The organism is Fusibacter sp. A1, from assembly GCF_004125825.1.
In the GTDB taxonomy this organism is placed as follows: domain Bacteria; phylum Bacillota; class Clostridia; order Peptostreptococcales; family Acidaminobacteraceae; genus QQWI01.
This window is the reverse complement of sequence record NZ_QQWI01000005.1, coordinates 255,584-273,264: the sequence shown is the minus strand read 5'-3', so window position 1 is coordinate 273,264 and position 17,681 is coordinate 255,584. Positions and strand designations below refer to the sequence as shown.

The window sequence follows — 17,681 nt, the reverse complement described above, 5'->3', positions numbered from 1 at the left end:
ATTGTGACATATTTTAATGATTTATTTAGTAATGATGTATTTGCAGTTGCATTTTGGGGTTGGCTGATCGCTCAAGTATTGAAAGTGATACTGACTTTGATCATCGACCGCAGGTTCAATTTGTATCGACTTATTGGATCAGGCGGAATGCCAAGCTCACACTCTTCCATGGTCATGGGACTTTCTACGGCTGTTGGACTTAAGATGGGCTTTGACTCAGTACTTTATGGCGTATCATTTGTTATCGCTTTGATTGTCATGTACGATGCTTCCGGTGTCAGAAGAGCCGTAGGCAAGCAGGCGATCATACTCAATACTATTATTGACGACTTATACGAACACAAACCGATTGAACACGACAGACTAAAGGAACTTGTAGGACATACGCCTTTTGAAGTGTTTGGCGGTGCGATTCTTGGAATAGTACTTGCAAATATCATGATTTAAAACTATGATGTAATCTGTAGTGGTGCAGTATTCTAGTCAGCAAGGTGCATTCTGAAGGCGGGGCTAAAAATCCGTCAAAGGGCACATCGATGAAGTTCCTTGTTTTTGCTTCTGACGCCCAGTCAGGGGTTTAAGCTGGGAATCAGGATTTGGGGGCGATCCACAAAGGCATGTGGGCGTTGACCCTCGGTCCGGGAGACCTTCTGCTGTAAAGGCTTTAGGATTAACCTGCATATGGTAACCAAGCTATGTGCAGTGTAGCCTGCCTTGAGTGGAACTGGTGGACGGGTTTTTTAAAGATTGTAAATTAAGGATCCGTAATTTGCAATTTGACGCTAAACCACTTCTGCAAAAGAGGCTAGGGATGTATGTTGTTGCCGAGGAAAACTCCTAGACTGTTTTTTAAGGCGCAATGGGGATTGCAGTGCGGACTAAGTGGCAATCTTGTACGTCAAATGGTGACATTGGCGATGAATACTTAAAAGGGAACTGCTGATCTGGCGACAGAACAGTGTATTCATGGGAAATCCAACAAGACCTAAGCCGTAAAATTTACTCATTGCGTTACCACTACTTTTTCAATTTTTAAGGAGCGCTAAATGGCAGTATCTGGACAAAAGAAGTTAAAAAAAGGGAAAAGATATCATATCAAACTGGCAGTTCAGATTTTCATCTTATCTTTTTCCTTATCTATCCTCATGAGTTTCGCATCACAGACGACGCTTTCAAAATCATCTGTGATTTTTGCGTTTTTTGTTTTATTAGTTATTATCTTTATCGGTGTCATTTTCGATATTGTCGGTGTAGCCGTTGCTACGGCGGATCCCGCTCCATTTCACGCGATGGCATCTAAAAAAAATCCAAAGGCTATTCTCGCCCTTGTTATGCTAAAACGAGCGAGCTTGGTCGCAACGTTTTCGAATGATGTGATCGGAGATATCGCAGGGATCATCAGTGGTACTGCTGTTGCCATCATTGTTTTTAGAATGGTATCGCTTGGTCTAGTCACACAATCGAGCTTGTTCAATGTATTGCTTAGTAGTACTGCCGCGGGACTAACCGTAGGCGGCAAAGCGATTGGTAAGGAGCTTGCTATCAATCATTCAAAAGAAATAGTCTATCTAGTCGCTACAGTCATGTACGATATCAAGTATATGGCTTCCTTTAAGTGGCTGAAGAAAAAACATAGGGGGTAAAGCACTTATGTACCATTATTTAAATAAATTAACTTGTCCAAGTGACATAAAGACATTAGATCGAAAAGAACTGATTGCACTTTCTGTTGAAATCAGAGACTATATACTGAAATCCGTCGCCAAAAACGGAGGACATCTTGCATCAAACTTAGGAGTTGTGGAACTTACGGTTGCGATGCATCTTTCCTTTGACAGCCCTACCGACCAGTTTGTTTTTGATGTAAGCCATCAGGCTTATGTGCATAAACTACTTACAGGTCGATTTGAAGGGTTCAAAACCCTTAGACAATATGATGGCATGAGCGGATTCACAAAACGTAAGGAATCTGACCACGATATCTTCGAAGCGGGGCACGCATCAACTTCCCTTTCGGCTGCGATGGGACTTGCCAAAGCAAGAGATATCAAGGGCGAGAAGCATGAGGTCGTTGCTGTCATCGGAGATGGTGCTCTGACAGGCGGCATGGCATATGAAGCTATGAACCATATCGGCCATGACGGAACAAAACTGATCATCATCTTGAATGATAATGAAATGTCCATTTCTGAAAACGTAGGCGGAATGACCAAGTACCTTACGAAGGTAAGGACTAATCCAAACTATTTTAAAGTCAAGGATGAGGTCCATCAGCTGATAGGTAGGTTGCCGGCGGTTGGAAAACCGATGATCAAGTCGATTTCAAAAGTCAAGGAATCACTCAAGCAGATGATCGTGCCAGGCATGTTGTTCGAGGAGCTTGGTTTGACCTATCTTGGTCTTGTCGACGGTCACGATATAGATGCCCTAAAGGATATGTTCCAACATGCGCGTAAGGTAGACGGCCCCGTCATCATTCACGTAAAGACAAAAAAAGGAAAAGGGTATAGGTACTCCGAAGAGAAACCGGATCTTTTTCATGGTATCAGCGCTTTTGACATAAAAACAGGAAAAGCCTTAAAAACGAGTTCGGATAAGACTTTTTCGAGCGTGTTTGGCGAAAGCCTTGTGGAACTTGCAAACATGGACAAGCGAATTTGCGCTGTAACAGCCGCAATGCCTGCCGGAACCGGTCTTAACGAATTTATGTCAGTCCATAAGGAACGTTTTTTCGATGTAGGAATAGCCGAGGAACATGCGGTGACCTTCGCTGCCGGTCTTGCCAGAAACGGTATGAGACCCTTCTTTGTCGTGTATTCCACGTTTTTGCAAAGAGGATACGACCAGATGATCCATGATGTATGTATCCAAAAGCTTCCTGTCACATTTTGTCTGGACAGGGCGGGGCTTGTAGGCGATGACGGCGAAACCCATCATGGTGTGTTCGACCTGTCATTTATGCTAAGCATGCCGTCACTGACAATCTTCGCTCCTACAGACGCAAATGATCTAAGTAAGATGCTTGCTGAGAGCTTGAACATCGACGGGCCTGTTGCCATTCGTTACCCAAGAGGCGGCGCTTACGAAGATGCGAGTCGGGCGGAGTGTGATTTAAGTCCGTTCTATCAAAATGAAGGCGATGATTTTAACCTTATCGCTATCGGAAGAATGCACCACTATGCGATGGACGCCGTCAAGCTTTTAAAGGAATATGGATTATCGGGCAGGCTAATCACGCCTAAAACGATCAAACCCCTTGACCTTGAAGGTCTCATCAGTAAAATGGCTGTTGATAAGCCGATCTTCACAGTGGAAGACAATCAGATTATCGGTGGTTTTGGAAGTTATCTGAGCCTACTGCTTTCGAGCAGCAAGGTCAAGTCGAATGTCTATCCTTTGGGGATGCCGGATGATTTTGTAACTCACGGGAATGTCGAAACACTGTTTAACAAATTAGGAATCGATGCGCAAGGTATCGCACATTATATTAAGGAGACGCTTGAATGAAAGAAAGAATAGATGTACTCCTGGTGCAGAAGGGTTATTACGAAACTCGTGAGAAGGCAAAGCGCGCACTGATGGCCGGTCTTGTTTTTGTCGACGGACAACGTTTTGACAAACCGGGAACGAAGATCGATAGTGAACGCGAGATTTTTGTCAAAGGAGCCGCCATTCCCTATGTTAGCCGAGGTGGGCTAAAACTAGAGAAGGCTATCCATAAATTCAACATCGAACTGACGGATTCCATTTGCATGGACGTAGGTGCGTCTACTGGTGGCTTCACAGATTGCATGCTTCAAAACGGAGCAAGTAAAGTCTATTCGATCGATGTAGGATATGGCCAATTGGATTGGAAGCTAAGAACCGACGAACGTGTTGTCAACCTTGAAAGGACCAATGTCAGATACCTTAGTGCTGAGCAAGTACCTGAGAAAGTCGATTTTGTTTCTATCGATGTCGCTTTTATTTCGCTTAAACTTGTCGTACCGGCAATCCTGTCGTTTATGAACGATACCTGTAAAATGGTGTGCCTAATCAAGCCGCAATTTGAAGCAGGACGGGAACAGGTCGGAAAAAAAGGAGTCGTACGAGATGCGGCAGTTCATAAGGAAGTGATCGTGACTATTCTTACGATGCTTAAAGAACAGGGATTATCAATTGTCATGCTTGATTATTCACCCATAACTGGACCAAACGGCAACATTGAATTTTTAGCCTATGTGACAAAGGAAACAGTAGACAGTATCGAGATAAGCACCTCCGCCGATCAGATAGTCGAGCAGGCGCACGAACACTTGAGATCATAAATACTTAAGTTACTTGCAAACTGCTGTAAAATAATTCATAATGAATTTAGGTGTATAAACTGCTTGGAGGTATTTATGAAATATGCAAGGCATTCAAAGATTGTAGAACTGATTGACCATTATGAAATAGAAACGCAAGAAGAACTGGCAGGGAAGTTGAATCAGGAAGGTTTCAAAGTTACTCAAGCGACTGTATCTCGCGATATCAAGGAACTAAGACTGATCAAAGTGTTGACGAAGACGGGTAGGTATAAATATGCATCTATCCAGCAGCAGGATGCGGGAATCACGGATAGGTTTATAAAAATATTCAAGGATTCTTTGATCAATATCGATTCAGCGGGAAACATGATTGTAATCAAAACGCTTCCAGGAGCCGCACAGGCAGCAGCTGCCGCACTCGACGCGCTTGACCAAAAAGAGATCGTCGGAACGCTTGCGGGTGATGACACGATTTTCTTGGTGGTGAGACACGTTGAAGAGATCAACAATGTGATTCATGAATTTATGAACATGACAAAATAAACAACCATATTGGGTTCAATGCGGATATCCGTTTTGAACCTTTTTACTAGTGATTTTAGCGGAGGTAATACGTGTTAGTACGTTTACACATAAAAGACTATATTATCATTGAATCGCTGGATATCGATTTTGGAAACGGCTTCAACGTCTTAACCGGCGAAACGGGAGCAGGAAAATCTATTCTACTGGGTGCGCTCAGACTTGTTTTGGGCGAGCGCTTGTCTGGTGACGTTATCAGAAACGGTGCCGGTAGATCGATCATTCAAGCGGTTTTTGAATTGGACGAAGAGACGGTCAAGTCACTTAGTGAATGGATTGAACTGGAAGATACGACCCTGATTATGACAAGAGAAGTGCTTTCAAACGGCAAATCTCTGATGAAGATCAATGATGTCATCTGCACTATGCAGACTGCCAAACAGGTTGGAGAGCTTGTACTGGCAATCCATGGCCAATTCGACCATCAAAACCTGCTCTTGCCCGACCATCAACTGACACTAGTCGATGCGATGCTGGATCAGTCAGGTAAGGTGGTTTTATCCCAGGTCGGAGACCATTTTGATGAAATTAAGAAAGTTGAAAATGAGCTGAACCAGATTATTGATGATCCGCTTGCTATCGAAAGGGAGTTGGAACTCTTGACGTTCCAGATGACCGATATCGATGAGTCTGAGATTGTGGCAAGCGACGAGGACCTTGATAGGCATTTTGATGCCATGAAACACTCTGAAGGAATCATCACCAACCTTCAAAGGGCCAGTGATATGATTTCTGGAGAAGATTATGAATCCTTTTCTATTGAAAGAGGACTTTCAGAACTCATTAAGGTTTATGAAAGCGTTGTCAAATATCAGCCTCAGTTTAAAGAAAGGGTTGAATGGCTGACAGATGTCATGTATCAACTCAAGGACCTTATCGCTGTGAACGATTCCTCGATCGATTCGATGACCTTCGACCCTTATGAGTTATTAACTATCGAGAAGCGTCTTGATAAGATCAATCATTTGAAGCGAAAATATGGCCAAACCGTCGAGCAGATCCTAGACTATAGGGCGTCTCTCGACCTGAAGATTGAAGAACTGGAAGAACTGCGTACTAAAAAGGATAGGCTGGTTGAAGAGAAGGCGAGACTGATGAGCAGATTCAATGAGGCTGGGCTTCTCTTAAGGGGCAAACGTCAGACGGTGGCAAAGAAATTAACCCAGTCATTGACAAAAGCACTGAAAGAACTCAATTTTGAAGAGGCTTCTGTCGAACTTGTCTTTACTGAGCGCCAGAAACTCTCTAGTTTCGGAATCGATCAGATTGAAATTTATATATCACTGAACAAGGGCATGAGCCTGAATCCGCTTAAGAAAGTCGCCTCCGGAGGAGAAATATCCAGGGTGATGCTTGCTTTAAAATCCATTATCGCCGATTATGACGCTAAGCAGACACTGATTTTCGACGAAATCGACGCAGGTATTAGCGGAACTACAGCCAGTATTGTTGCCGAGAAGCTCTATAAAGTAAGTTTAAGTCATCAGGTCATCTGTATTTCACATCTTGCACAAGTCGCTCTGATGGCTGACAACCACTATGTCATTGAAAAATCATCCAATAGGACTCAGACTCTTTCGACAATCACAGAACTGGATAGAGATGGACGTATCGCTGAAATCGCAAGAATCATGGGGGGCTTACATGTCACTCAGGATATACTCGATAATGCACAGAAACTCATACAAACCGCCGAAAGAAAAAAAGGAGAACTGAGTTGAAAAAGAAACGAGTTGTCATCGCTGATGACAATAAGGAACTATGTGCATTAGTTGCAAAAACAATTGGATCGATGGATTGCTTTGAGATAGTCGGCATAGCCTTTGACGGCGCTGATACCCTAGAACAAGTCAACCGTTTGAAACCTGATATTCTTATTCTTGATATCATCATGCCCGTCCTTGACGGACTGGCCGTGATGGAGGCCTTAAAAAAAGGTGGAAAGGTTCCGGACTTGAGGATCATCATCCTATCCGCTACAGGTCAGGACGATATCACATTTAAGGCGATGAACCTCGGTGCCGCCTATTATATGATGAAGCCTTTTGACGAGAAAGTGCTAAAGGATAGAATCATGCAATTCGGATTCACTAGCGAAAAGCAGGTAAAAGATTGTAAAACCAAGGCTGTCAACGATTTGTTCAGAGCGATAGGGATTCCACCGCATACTAAAGGGCATCAATACATCAAGCATGCGATAGCATTGATTGACAACGACATGAGCCTACTCAATAAAATAACGACATCCCTATACCCTAAAATCGCCAGGCAGTATGAAACCACTGCAAGCCGTGTCGAGCGTGCGATAAGAAATACGATTCTTTTGACGCTCGAGCGAGGCGACTTGTCAATGATAGAGGATTTATTCGGCTCTTATATGAAACAGCAGGGTAAGCTAACCAACAGCGAGTTCATAGGAGCCATTTTATGTGTTGTAAATGATATAAAGAGGTGAGGATATGACTACACAATTCAATTTAATAGCTTTCGCATTTGTTGAAGCATTAATATTAGCGGGTCTAATGTGGATTGTGCAACCTACGTTGTCATTTAAGCGATATAAATTAAGATTGACTGCGGTTCCCATCATCGCTTTGTATCTTATCGCAGCTCCTTTAGCAGGCCTGACAAAGTTTCTTGGTCTTTATCTATTATTAATACTAATTATGAGAGTGATAAATAAGAATCGTCTTTTAGAGGCGTGCCTTTATAGTGTCGTGATTGTGACAATTAAGGTTTTTGTCAGCTTTCTGACTGCCTTCAGGCAGCTTTTACTTGCCAAGGAATTTATCGCGAGCGACCTGCTTTCCTTTTTTACAAGGGCGTCCGATCTAGGCATCATGCTGTCTTATCTGGTCTTATTCATTATTATCTATCGTTTTTTTGTCAACGGGCTACGCGCACAGATTACCACATTCAAAGTAGGCCATCTGCTTGTTTTCGGTGTTGACCTCCTAGTCGTTCTTGTGACGTTTTCAGCTTTAAATATGCTGTATCGTTTTTTTGCCAATTCATTGTTTCAGCTTACCAATATCGACAAGCTTACGATTCTGCTTTTAGTAACTGTGAATGCGCTGGTTGCGCTTGTTCTACTACTGATGTACCTCATGAACTCATTTTGGCTGACCCATTTTAAATTCAAGGCCTACCGTAGTGTTGCCGAAATGGATGAACTGACAGGGGTGATGAACAGGCAGTCGGGAATGAGCCGGTTAAGTGAACTTTATAAGTTTTATAAGAACACAGATAAAAACTTTGTGCTTTGCTTTATCGATGTCAACAATTTAAAAGTCGTAAACGACCGTTTCGGTCACAATGAAGGTGATCGCATGATTCGTTCCATCGCCACTTGTGTAAGTGACGCTTTGCGAGACGACGATTTTATCGCCCGCCTCGGTGGCGACGAGTTTTTGGTATGCTTTGATATGTGCCAGCTAAGGGATGCGCAAAAGGCATGGTCAAGAATCAGCCAATCACTAGACAAGATGAACCTGTCAAGTGATTTTAAGTACCGTGTCAGCGTCAGTCAAGGATTTGCAAGCTTGAATGACAACCGTAAACTGACCTTAAAGGAACTGATTGAAAAAGCGGACGTTGAAATGTACGAGAACAAACGTAAATATAAAACAAAACTTATATAGATAGTGTTATAATAGAATATAACTGTAAAAAAAGAAAAACGGTTAATGTTTTAGGGGGAACCAAATGAATACTTATTTCCAAAGTTTTTGTGTCTACTTATCCAAAGTGGAAAACCTGAAGAAAAATTCTTTAGATGCGTACAGTAGAGATATCAGTTTGTTGATGCGTTTTTGTGAAGAACAGGATATCAACGACTGGGAAAGCATCACACCTGGCATCATCCACGACTATGTGAAAATGCTTCAGCAAAATGAAAAGTCCAATGCGACAATAAACAGACATTTGGCATCACAGCGACGGTTCTTCAGATACTTGGTTCAGGAAGGCGTGATCACAACCGCTCCTGAGCAACATATGGAGCGACCAAAAGTCGAACGCAAGCAGATTGAAGTCCTTAGTAAGGATCAGATCGAGCAGTTGTTCTTAAAGATCGACAGACGTTCGGTGGCGGGATTACGTGATTTGATTATGCTTCGATTACTTTATGAGTCTGGCATCAAGGTTAGCGAGCTTATCGGCCTTGATGTAAGAGACCTTAACCTAAAGGGTAGATACCTCGTCGCTACAGAAAACGATTCAACGAGGACGGTCTATTATAGCCGCGAAACATCAAAATACTTAAAAAAATACTTTCAGCTTCGCGAGGGGTTCGATGCGGTGAATGAGGATATGCCCTTATTTATCAACTGCTATCAAACAAGACTTTCAAGACAGGGATTTTGGAAGACCTTGAAGCGGACTGCTGTAAAAGCGGATATTGAACAGTCCATAACACCTCATACTTTGAGACATTCCTTTGCGGTCCACCAGCTTCAAAACGGTGTTCAACTTAAGACACTTCAAAGCATGCTCGGACACTCGGATATTGCCTCAACTCAAGTTTATGAGAACTTTCTGGAATCTAGGATTGTTTGATTGTAAAATTGTCATGAACAAGCAGGTACTTCAATGGAAGTACTTGCTTTTTGTTTGTAGAAATTATACATAGTAGCAACTCAACAGTTTACTTATACTAAGATGACAGGATATTTGCAAAATAAAGCGAATAACTGTTTAGGAATGACTGTTTTGATGTAAAAATAGAATAACCAAAAGTAGGATGTATTATGTGAATATTCAACAGTATATTGAATACATAGGAGGAAAAAATGATTAATCGTGCAATTATTTTGATTTTAGACAGTGTAGGTATCGGTGGATTGCCTGATTCGGCAGAATTCGGCGATGTCGGCGTAAACACACTTGGCAATATCGCTAAAGAGACCGAAGCCTTTACTTTACCGACACTTGAGAGCTTGGGCCTTGGCAAGATCAAAGGTGTGGACTATTTCAGCAGCAAAGTGACTCCAAAAGGAGCTTTTGGCAGAATGGCTGAAATTTCAAAAGGTAAAGATACGACAACAGGTCATTGGGAAATAGCGGGTCTTCACATCAAGGAACCTTTCAAGACCTATCCTGACGGTTTTCCGCCAGTAGTGATCGATGCTTTTGTCAAGGCGACAGGTCGAGAAATCCTTTGCAATAAGCCGGCCAGCGGAACGGTTGTTCTTGAAGAGCTTGGTGAAGAACACATGAAAACAGGTAAGCCGATCATTTACACATCGGCAGACAGTGTGTTCCAGATCGCAGCCCATGAGGATATCATTCCACTGCCAGAACTTTATAAGATGTGCGACATCGCAAGAAACATGCTTATGGGCGAAGAGGTTGTCGCGCGAGTTATTGCAAGACCCTTTGTAGGAGAAGTAGGCAAGTTTGAACGTACTTCAAACAGACGCGACTATTCCTTGTCTCCTCACGATAAGACAATCTTAGATCATCTTAAAGAGAACAACTACGATGTAAGGGCGGTAGGGAAGATCGTCGACATCTATAATGGAGCAGGTATCACCCATGATGTGCATACACATGACAATATGGACGGTGTGGATCAGACGCTTAACTATATGAAGGACGATTTCAAAGGTCTTATCTTCACTAATTTTGTTGATTTTGACGCTAAGTTCGGACACAGAAGAAATGTAGCAGGTTACGCGAAAGCGCTTGAGGACATCGATGCGAGACTTCCAGAGATCATAAGCGCTATGAATAAGGACGACATTCTGATCATCACCGCCGACCACGGTAACGACCCTAGCTATAAGGGAACAGACCACACTAGGGAATATGTGCCTCTACTGGTTTACGGAGACGCTATAAAAGCGAATGTCGATTTAGGCACACGTACAACGTTTGCTGATATCGCGGCGACATTGTCTGATATATTCAATGTTCCTAAAACAGCGATCGGTGTAAGTTTCAAAGACGAAATCATTAAATAGGAGGCTATCATGTCATTAACTAAAATCAATGAAGCAAAAGCGTTTATCGAGTCACAACTAGCTGTAAAACCTACAGTCGGTATGATTTTGGGGTCAGGCCTAGGTGTTCTGGCTGACGAAATCATCAATCCGGTTAAAATAAAATACGACGAAATCCCACATTTCTTACGTTCGACTGTCGAGGGTCACGCAGGACAGTTTGTCATCGGTGAGCTAAACGGTGTTATCGTCATGGCGATGCAAGGCAGATTCCACTTTTATGAAGGGTATTCACAAAAGGATATCACTTTCCCTGTGCGCGTGATGAAAGCCCTTGGAATCGAAACTATTTTCGTGACGAATGCGGCTGGTGGTGTAAACACTTCGTACGTGCCAGGTGACTTGATGATCATCGACGACCATATCAACTTCAGCGGTTCAAACCCTCTGATCGGTGAAAACGAAGATGAGTTAGGACCAAGGTTCCCAGATACATCAACGGCATACACTCCTGCACTTATCGCGCTTGCCCACCAGGTTGCAGATGAGCAGGGTCTTGCCCTTAAGCAAGGCGTTTACCAGTACAACAGCGGTCCTACTTATGAAACGCCTGCAGAAGTACGCATGGCAAGAATTTTAGGCGCTGATGCCGTAGGTATGTCGACAGCGCCCGAGGTTATCGTTGCGGCGCATATGGGTATGAGGGTGCTTGGCATCTCTTGCATCACAAACATGGCTGCCGGTATCCTTGACCAACCGCTTCACCATGGAGAGGTAGTTGAAACAGCTGAGAGAGTAAGATCTCAATTTATCGGTTTAATCAAAGGTGTGCTTGCAAAACTATAAGGAGCAGATATGTCACTTGTCAATCGAATTAAAGAAGCAGCTGCCTATATAACAGAGCTGGGTGCCGGTCAAATCGAGATCGGCCTCATCCTTGGCTCAGGTCTTGGCAGCTTGGCTGATGAAATAGAGAATCCAATTAAAATCATGTACGACGATATCCCTCATTTTCCTGTATCGACAGTGGAAGGACATGAGGGTCAACTGGTTATTGGCACGCTAGAAGGCAAGACCGTGATGGCCATGCAAGGGCGTTTCCATTACTACGAAGGATATACTCCACAGGTGATCACCTTCCCTGTTAGGGTGATGAAGGCGATGGGGGCAAGCACTTTGATTGTCACAAACGCTTGCGGCGGAATGAATCCGGACCTTTACCCAGGGGCACTCATGTTTATTGAAGACCACATCAATTTCACTTTCGACAATCCGCTTATCGGTGATAACGAGGGTGATCTTGGACCTAGGTTCCCTGATATGAGTACGGCGTATACACCTGGTCTGATCGCACTTGGACAGGGGGTGGCTGATTCCCTTGGAATCGATACGAAAAAGGGTGTGTATGCCGCTATCTCAGGACCCAACTACCTCGGAAGAGCCGAACTGAAGGTCTTAAGGACTATTGGCGCCGATACTGTGGGTATGTCGACGATTCCTGAAACGATTGTCGCTCGACACAGCGGCATGGATGTGCTTGGAATATCTTGTGTTACCGATATGGCAATTGCAGAAGAACTCGAGCCGCTAGAACATGAGCAGGTCGTCAAAGTTGCTAACGAAACTCGTCCCAAGTTTATTAAACTTGTTAAAGGTATACTAAAAGAGGTGTAAGCATGAGAATGTATGACGTTATTAAGAAGAAAAGAGATGGGCACGTATTGACCGAAGAAGAAATTCAATTCTTTGTCGATGGGTACACAGACGGTTCTATTCCCGATTATCAGGCATCTGCATTTATCATGGCCTTGTTTTTAAACAATGCAAGCGAAGCGGAGACGATCGCGCTAACAAAGGCGATGATGCACTCAGGTGATGTGGTCGATTTAAGTCCTATCGCAGGCATTAAGGTGGATAAGCATTCAACAGGCGGCGTAGGCGATACGACTACATTGGTGCTTGCCCCGCTAGTAGCATCTGTTGGGGTTCCTATCGCTAAGATGTCAGGCCGTGGTCTTGGCCACACAGGCGGTACGATAGACAAACTTGAAGCGATTCCAGGTTTCCATGTCGAGCTTAGCGTCGATGAGTTCATGGACGCAGTCAACAAACACCAGATCGCGGTCATCGGTCAGTCAAAGAACATCGCTCCTGCAGACAAGAAACTGTATGCGCTTCGTGATGTCACAGCGACGGTGGACCATTTGACATTGATTGCAAGTTCTATTATGAGCAAAAAACTCGCTGCGGGTTCTAACGGTATCGTACTTGATGTCAAGACAGGCAGCGGTGCATTCATTAAAACGCTAGACGGCAGTATCGAACTGGCAAACGAAATGGTTAAGATCGGAAACGGAATGGGTCGTGAAACAATCGGTGTGATCACTGACATGGCACAGCCTTTAGGACTTGCTATCGGAAACGGTCTTGAAGTGATCGAGGCGATCGACACGCTTAAAGGAAAGGGTCCAAAAGACCTTACAGAACTGTGCCTGACGCTTGGCGCCCACATGGTGGTTGTCGGTAAAAAAGCGGCTACATACGATGAGGCATACAGAATGCTTGAAGAGAACATCGCAAACGGAAAAGGGCTTGAAAAGTTTAGGGAGTTCATCGCCACACAAGGCGGTAATCCTGCAGTAACTGAGGACTATTCACTCTTACCGCATTGCAAGTTCATCGTAGAAGTAAGGTCTGACAAAGCCGGATTTGTAGAACACTTCGAATCTGAAGAAGTCGGTATCAGCGCGATGATCCTTGGTGCGGGCAGAAAAGACATGTCTACTCCGATCGACTTGGGTTCAGGGATCGTCTTGAACAGAAAAATCGGTGACAAAGTGGATGTAGGTGACGTTCTGGCTACTTTCTATACCAACGATGAACCCTCTATCGAAGATGCGAAAAAGCGTTTCATGAAAGCAATATTCATTACGGATACGCCTGTAGCTGAAAACAAACTGATTCAGGCGGTAGTTACAAAAGATGGTATTGTCCGTTTATAGTGTTTAAAGTTCATATTTGGGGTATTCATTAACTATCACTTATGAAAGGGGTAGCTTATGAACCAATATGAATTAGACACCATTAAACAGGCCATACTAAATGAAATCGAGGGCTATGAATTTTATCGACTTGCAGCTGGCAAAGCGCACGACGAAGAAACCAGGCAGGCACTTCTCAACTTATCCGATGAGGAGATGAAGCATGTCGAGTGGCTTCAGGGACTCTTCAATCATATGAGAAACGAGGATGCCGACAAGTTCAACCTCGCACTTGTTTCCGACCCGCCGTCACCTCATATTTATGACTGGAATCAGTTGAATGAAAAGGATATTCAGTCGACAATGAGCGTGTTCGGTATCGGTATGCAGATGGAGGCGCTGGCGATCGAGTTTTATGCTAAAGCCAAAGAGGAGTCAAAAAGTGAGGTTGCTAAGAAACTTTACAGTAAGCTAATCGCTTGGGAGCAGGTGCACCATGACCAGTTCGCAGCGGAATATGCGAAGCTGAAGGTGGAATGGTGGGATGAGCAAAGATTCTCGCCTTTCTAATTCGAATAACATTCAGTGTAAACCGAAGTATTCTCGTGAAAATCGAAATACTTCGGTTTTTGTTCGTCATGCAATCGATAGGTTGCTTTAGTAAAATAAATAATTTTAAACTATGTTATAATACATAGAGCAATTATATCTGATTATTCATAAGGAGCACATCATGTTAGTTCATCAACTGCTACAAGATCACAATGATCATGCTATCGCACTCAGGTATCATGGAGAAGCTATCACTTACAAGACACTGAGACAAAAAATCGGTAGTACAAGATCCTACCTTGAAAGCATCGGTGTAAAAAGAGGCGACCATGTCGGCCTATATTGTAAGAACTCACCTGAATTTATCTACGCCTATTTCGCTGTAGTAAGCATGGGCGCTGTCATCATACCCTTCAATAGGACTCTAACTGCCAGCGAAGTGGATTACATTGCCAAAGACGCTCAGATCAAGCTCCTGATCACAATGGAATCCTTAGGGATCAGCGATGAGTTCAGACAGGAACTGATACCTGAGTATTCAAAGCTGCTTTCTTCAGATGAGTTCAGCCTTTTCGATGATGCTCCTCAGATCAGCGAGGAAGACGTCGCTGTCATCATTTACACGTCTGGAACCACAGGCCATCCTAAAGGGGCCATGCTGACACACCGTAACCTTGTGAGCAACACCAAGGGAATAGTCAAGGCGCTTGATGTCACAAGCGAAGATAAGTTCTTATGCGTGCTTCCGATGTTTCATAGTTTTGCCTGGACGACTTCTGTGTTAGCGGCGCTCTATAATGGGGCTTTGATCGCCATCATGGAGAATTTTCACCCCAAGGATGCCCTAAAAATGATCCGCACAGAAGGGCTAAGTGTCGTTTGCGGTGTACCTACGATGTACAACTATTACCTGATGCTTGGTACTCCAGAAACGTTTGTAAGCATGCGTGTTTTCGTATCCGGAGGAGCATCGCTGCCTGTAGAGGTGATGACCAATTTTTCTGCAAAATTCGGTATCCCTATCGTGGAAGGGTATGGTCTGTCCGAGGCGTCACCCGTTGTTTCAGTAAATCCCATGGACAAGGTGAAAGTCGGGTCCATCGGCAAGCCTATCGAAGAGGTCTTTGTGAAAATCGTCGACGCTCAGCATATGGAAGTTGCGCGGGGCACTGTCGGTGAGCTGGCGGTGAAAGGTCCTAACGTCATGAAGGGGTATTATAACCTCAAAGAGGTGACTGACCAGACGATTGAGGACGATTGGCTCTACACTGGCGATCTTGCAAAAATAGACGATGAGGGGTATATCCATATCGTCGACCGTCTAAAGGATATCGTCATCGTTAGTGGCATGAACGTCTATCCTAGAGAAATTGAAGAAGTGATCTACAGGTATGAAGGAATCATCGAAGCTACCGTCATCGGTATTTCGGACAAAACAAGAGGGGAAGTTCCGATCGCATATATTGTGACAAGCGACAACTCCAAGTTCGACGAGAAGGCATTTAAATCCTTCTTAAAGCAAAACCTTGCAAGCTTCAAGCTTCCAAAAAAGATTAGGATGATGGACGCCCTACCAAAGAATGCGACAGGTAAAGTCATGAAGAAGACCTTACGGGACAGTCTGCTATAAGGGTTTGTGATAAAAGTCCACTTATAAATTGAAAAGCACCTGTCAGACAATCGGAAGAGTTTGCACTCAAAATTTGTCTGACAGGTGCTTTTTTGATTGTAAAGGTTAAAGCTTCTTAAGCAATACAATTACAATACAATTTGTAACAAATAAAAAAACGTTTCCATGAAATTTAAATTGACATCTGAATTTTCAGGAGTATAGTAGTAATGTAGCTTAAGAGAACCAGAAAGGAAGAGTCAGATGATATCATTTTTAGATTTACTTTACATTGCAAGCTCCATGTTTCTTGTTTTAGCATTTTTCAGTTTTTTTAATGAGAAGGTGTTGAAATTACCCACTGAGATAGGCCTGATGGCTATCGCATTTATTGTTTCGCTGACGATCATAATTACGGATGGGATGGGCATTACCAATTTCAATGTGATCTTTAACAATATGAAGAACATCGACTTTAACGATATCGTCATGAACGGATTTTTGGTGTTTTTACTTTTTAGTGGATCAGCCAAAATACGTTTTCATGATTTGACTCATGATAAATTTCTTATTTCGACTTTGTCCTTCTTTTCAACCCTGGTAGCGACTTTCTTGTATGCTGGAATCTTTTATGTGTTATCGAACCTCTTGCAGTTGAATTTCACTTTCCTGCATGCTTGTATCGTCGGATCGATCATCGCACCGACCGATCCGATTTCTGCGATGAGCATCCTCCAGAAGGCCGGTTTGCCAAAACGATTGGCTTTGATCATGGAAGGAGAGTCCCTCTTTAACGACGGTGTCTCTGTAGCCCTGTTCGTTACCTTTAGCTCGATCAATGCAAGCGGTCAGCTAAATCCTTACACCACCTTTGCAAAGACCATCACCCAGGAAATATTCGGTGCGGTTCTTGTAGGACTTATCGTTTCGTTTACGCTTTTCCAACTCTTCAAACACACGCATCAAAAACATACAGAAGTTCTTGTCAGCCTAGCTGCTGTGACCAGCGCTTATGCGATCAGTGAACTGCTACATGTATCCGCACCGATTTCTGCGGTCGTAGTAGGAATCTACTTTGCGACGAGCATGTTCAGACTTCACGAGAACAACGAGGATTACTACCTTAAGTTCTATAGTTTCTGGGAAGTCATCGATAAAATACTCAATGGAGCACTTTATATCCTTATCGGCTTTGCGGTGCTCTTCCTATACGATACGGAAAGCATACTACTAATCTCGCTTTCAGCAATACCGTTTGCCTTATTTGCAAGACTGGTCAGCATTCTCATCCCTGTATATATGTTCAGCAGGGATAGGAATGTGGACCCGACTACCTATAAGGACAAAGTCAGAATGATGGATAAGTTGACCATGACCAAACTGCTAACGTGGGGCGGCCTTAAGGGCGGCATCTGCATCGCGCTTGCGATGGGGACTAAAAACATCTTCACTATCGAACAGTACCACTATGTCATTGCGGGAACCTATGCGGTGGTCGCCTTTTCAATTCTGGTACAGGGTCTTACCATCAAACGGTTTTATGCCCGTATTAAAAAAGACATGTGTCAGAATGAATCAGGAACCTGCGATATACTTTAATCAAGTCATTTAGAAGACACCACTCCATCAGTGGTGTTTTTTTACTTACCTTTACGTGGTTAGTTGTGGCATATTTTGGTATAATTCAACTTAAGAGGCAACTTAACTAAAACAAACTCAATTCGCT

General features: G+C 43.5%; 16 protein-coding genes. All 16 read left to right on the top strand.

The window, feature by feature from the left end; translation table 11 throughout:
• Positions 1-3 precede the first annotated feature (3 nt).
• The 16 genes from DWB64_RS08895 (at position 4) to DWB64_RS08820 (ending at position 17,554) form a co-directional block, all read left to right on the top strand.
• Positions 4-447, top strand: coding sequence for a divergent PAP2 family protein (locus DWB64_RS08895; protein ID WP_129487873.1), 444 nt, complete (start codon positions 4-6; stop codon positions 445-447).
• A 599-nt stretch (positions 448-1,046) separates the two neighbouring features.
• On the top strand, positions 1,047-1,643 hold the full coding sequence (locus tag DWB64_RS08890; RefSeq protein ID WP_129487872.1) for a hypothetical protein: 597 nt from the start codon (positions 1,047-1,049) through the stop codon (positions 1,641-1,643).
• A 7-nt stretch (positions 1,644-1,650) separates the two neighbouring features.
• Positions 1,651-3,507, top strand: coding sequence for a 1-deoxy-D-xylulose-5-phosphate synthase (gene dxs / locus DWB64_RS08885; RefSeq protein ID WP_129487871.1), 1,857 nt, complete (start codon positions 1,651-1,653; stop codon positions 3,505-3,507).
• Positions 3,504-4,307: a TlyA family RNA methyltransferase gene (locus DWB64_RS08880; protein ID WP_129487870.1), complete on the top strand. Its 804-nt coding sequence runs from the start codon at positions 3,504-3,506 to the stop codon at positions 4,305-4,307. The genes dxs and DWB64_RS08880 overlap by 4 nt, the downstream gene beginning before the upstream one ends.
• 75 nt (positions 4,308-4,382) lie before the next feature.
• Positions 4,383-4,832, top strand: a complete 450-nt coding sequence (locus tag DWB64_RS08875; protein ID WP_129487869.1) for an arginine repressor — start codon at positions 4,383-4,385, stop codon at positions 4,830-4,832.
• A 71-nt stretch (positions 4,833-4,903) separates the two neighbouring features.
• The gene (recN, locus tag DWB64_RS08870; protein ID WP_129487868.1) at positions 4,904-6,592 is read left to right on the top strand and encodes a DNA repair protein RecN; all 1,689 of its coding nucleotides are present in this window, start codon (positions 4,904-4,906) and stop codon (positions 6,590-6,592) included.
• Entirely contained in the window at positions 6,589-7,326 is a 738-nt protein-coding gene (gene spo0A / locus DWB64_RS08865; protein ID WP_129487867.1) for a sporulation transcription factor Spo0A, read from the top strand. Before recN ends, spo0A begins: the two co-directional genes overlap by 4 nt.
• A 4-nt stretch (positions 7,327-7,330) precedes the next feature.
• Positions 7,331-8,512 (top strand): diguanylate cyclase, encoded by a 1,182-nt coding sequence (locus tag DWB64_RS08860; RefSeq protein ID WP_129487866.1) that lies wholly within the window; start codon positions 7,331-7,333, stop codon positions 8,510-8,512.
• A 64-nt stretch (positions 8,513-8,576) separates the two neighbouring features.
• Positions 8,577-9,428, top strand: a complete 852-nt coding sequence (locus tag DWB64_RS08855) for a tyrosine-type recombinase/integrase (protein WP_129487865.1) — start codon at positions 8,577-8,579, stop codon at positions 9,426-9,428.
• Between the two features lie 236 nt (positions 9,429-9,664).
• Positions 9,665-10,834 (top strand): phosphopentomutase, encoded by a 1,170-nt coding sequence (locus tag DWB64_RS08850; protein ID WP_206736663.1) that lies wholly within the window; start codon positions 9,665-9,667, stop codon positions 10,832-10,834.
• 9 nt (positions 10,835-10,843) lie between these two features.
• The gene (locus DWB64_RS08845; RefSeq protein ID WP_129487863.1) at positions 10,844-11,659 is read left to right on the top strand and encodes a purine-nucleoside phosphorylase; all 816 of its coding nucleotides are present in this window, start codon (positions 10,844-10,846) and stop codon (positions 11,657-11,659) included.
• Positions 11,660-11,668: 9 nt separating this feature from the next.
• Positions 11,669-12,487 (top strand): purine-nucleoside phosphorylase, encoded by an 819-nt coding sequence (locus DWB64_RS08840; RefSeq protein WP_129487862.1) that lies wholly within the window; start codon positions 11,669-11,671, stop codon positions 12,485-12,487.
• A 2-nt stretch (positions 12,488-12,489) separates the two neighbouring features.
• Positions 12,490-13,815: a pyrimidine-nucleoside phosphorylase gene (locus DWB64_RS08835; RefSeq protein WP_129487861.1), complete on the top strand. Its 1,326-nt coding sequence runs from the start codon at positions 12,490-12,492 to the stop codon at positions 13,813-13,815.
• 57 nt (positions 13,816-13,872) lie between these two features.
• On the top strand, positions 13,873-14,364 hold the full coding sequence (locus tag DWB64_RS08830; RefSeq protein ID WP_129487860.1) for a ferritin family protein: 492 nt from the start codon (positions 13,873-13,875) through the stop codon (positions 14,362-14,364).
• A 163-nt stretch (positions 14,365-14,527) separates the two neighbouring features.
• Positions 14,528-15,976, top strand: a complete 1,449-nt coding sequence (locus DWB64_RS08825; protein ID WP_129487859.1) for a long-chain fatty acid--CoA ligase — start codon at positions 14,528-14,530, stop codon at positions 15,974-15,976.
• A 243-nt stretch (positions 15,977-16,219) separates the two neighbouring features.
• Positions 16,220-17,554, top strand: coding sequence for a sodium:proton antiporter (locus tag DWB64_RS08820; RefSeq protein ID WP_129487858.1), 1,335 nt, complete (start codon positions 16,220-16,222; stop codon positions 17,552-17,554).
• Positions 17,555-17,681: the final 127 nt, after the last annotated feature.